The sequence below is a fragment of the Actinoplanes sp. NPDC049265 genome (assembly GCF_043197135.1).
In the GTDB taxonomy this organism is placed as follows: domain Bacteria; phylum Actinomycetota; class Actinomycetes; order Mycobacteriales; family Micromonosporaceae; genus Actinoplanes.
Genome location: NZ_JBICSP010000065.1, coordinates 1 through 1,636, shown reverse-complemented (window position 1 = coordinate 1,636; position 1,636 = coordinate 1). Strand labels below are relative to the sequence as shown.

Annotated in this window: 1 protein-coding gene; it reads right to left on the bottom strand. The window is 70.4% G+C overall.

Features of this window, described 5'->3' with window-relative positions; genetic code table 11:
* The coding region (locus ACGFIO_RS44320; RefSeq protein WP_392837324.1) for a type I polyketide synthase at window positions 1-1,636 on the bottom strand (1,636 nt) is incomplete at both ends.

Below are 1,636 nucleotides of genomic sequence, written 5' to 3'. Positions count from 1 at the left end.
ACCATCACCGCCCAACAGACCGGCTGCACCACATCCACCCGATCCAGCGCGGCCGGGTCGTCAAGCACGCTGAACAGATCCCAGTCGACAAACTCGCTCAACGCGGCAGCGCACTCGGCGAAGACGGCCGACCCCTTCACGGTGTCGGCCATGCCCAGCCATTGCCAGCCCTGGCCCGGGAAGACGAACACCACCCGCGGGTCGGCCAGCGCGGTGCCGGTGACCGTGTCGTCCCGCAGCAGCACCGCGCGGTGCTCGAACAGCGACCGGGTCACGGCCAATGTCGAGGCCACCGTCCGTGTGCTCGGGGCGGTGGTCAGGTAGGCGCGCAGGCGGTCCTCGTAGTCGGCGAGCGCTTGTGGTGTTTTGGCTGAGATGGGCAGGGGGAGGATTTCTGTCGACGGCTCCGGGTCGTTGACCGGGGCGGGTGAGCCTTCGAGGATGATGTGGGCGTTGGTGCCGCTGACTCCGAAGGATGAGACGCCGGCTCGGCGGGGTCGGTCGGTGTCGGGCCAGGGCTGGCTTTCTGTCACCAGTTGCACGGCGCCCGCGGTCCAGTCGACGTGGCGGGACGGCTCTTCCACGTGCAACGTTCGCGGGACGATGCCGTGGCGCAGGGCCATGACCATCTTGATGATGCCCGAGACGCCGGCGGCGGCCTGGGTGTGGCCGATGTTTGATTTCAGTGAGCCGAGTAGCAGTGGTTGGTCGCGGTTTTGGCCGTAGGTGGCGATTACGGCTTGGGCTTCGATGGGGTCGCCGAGGGTGGTGCCGGTGCCGTGGGCTTCGACGACGTCGACCTCGTGGGGCGCCAAGCCGGCGTTGGCCAGGGCGGTTTGGATGACGCGTTGTTGGGAGGGGCCGTTGGGAGCGGTCAGGCCGTTGGAGGCGCCGTCCTGGTTGACCGCTGAGCTGCGTACGACGGCCAGCACCCGGTGGCCGTTGCGTTCGGCGTCGGAGAGACGCTCGACCAGGAGGACACCGACGCCCTCGGACCAGCCCGTGCCGTCCGCGGTGTCGGCGAAGGCCTTGCACCGGCCGTCGGCGGCCAGCCCCTGCTGACGGTCGAACTCCACGAACAGGTCCGGCGTAGCCATCACGGTCACGCCGCCGACCAGGGCCAGCGAGCACTCCCCCTGGCGCAGGGCGTGCCCGGCCTGGTGCAGCGCCACCAGCGACGACGAGCACGCCGTGTCGACGGTGACCGCGGGGCCCTCGAGGCCGAAGAAGTACGACACCCGGCCGGACAACACGCTGGTGGCGCCGGCGGTGGCGCCGAAGCCGGCCAGGTCGGCCCCGATCCCGTAACCACCGGAGTAGGCGCCGATGAAGACGCCGGTGTCGCTGCCGCGAACGGTTCCCGGCTCGATGCCGGCCCGCTCGAAGGCCTCCCACGATGCCTCCAGCACCAGGCGTTGCTGGGGGTCCATGACCCGTGCCTCGCGCGGGCTGATCCCGAAGAACGGTGCGTCGAAGTCGCCAGCCGCGTCCAGGAAGCCGCCTCGGAAGGACAATTCGGGCCAGCCGCGGTCGGCGGGGAGGCCGGAGATGGCGTCGGTGCCGGTCTCGACCAGCTGCCACAGGTCCTCCGGGGAGGAGACCCCGCCGGGCAGCCGGCAGGCCATGCCGACGATGG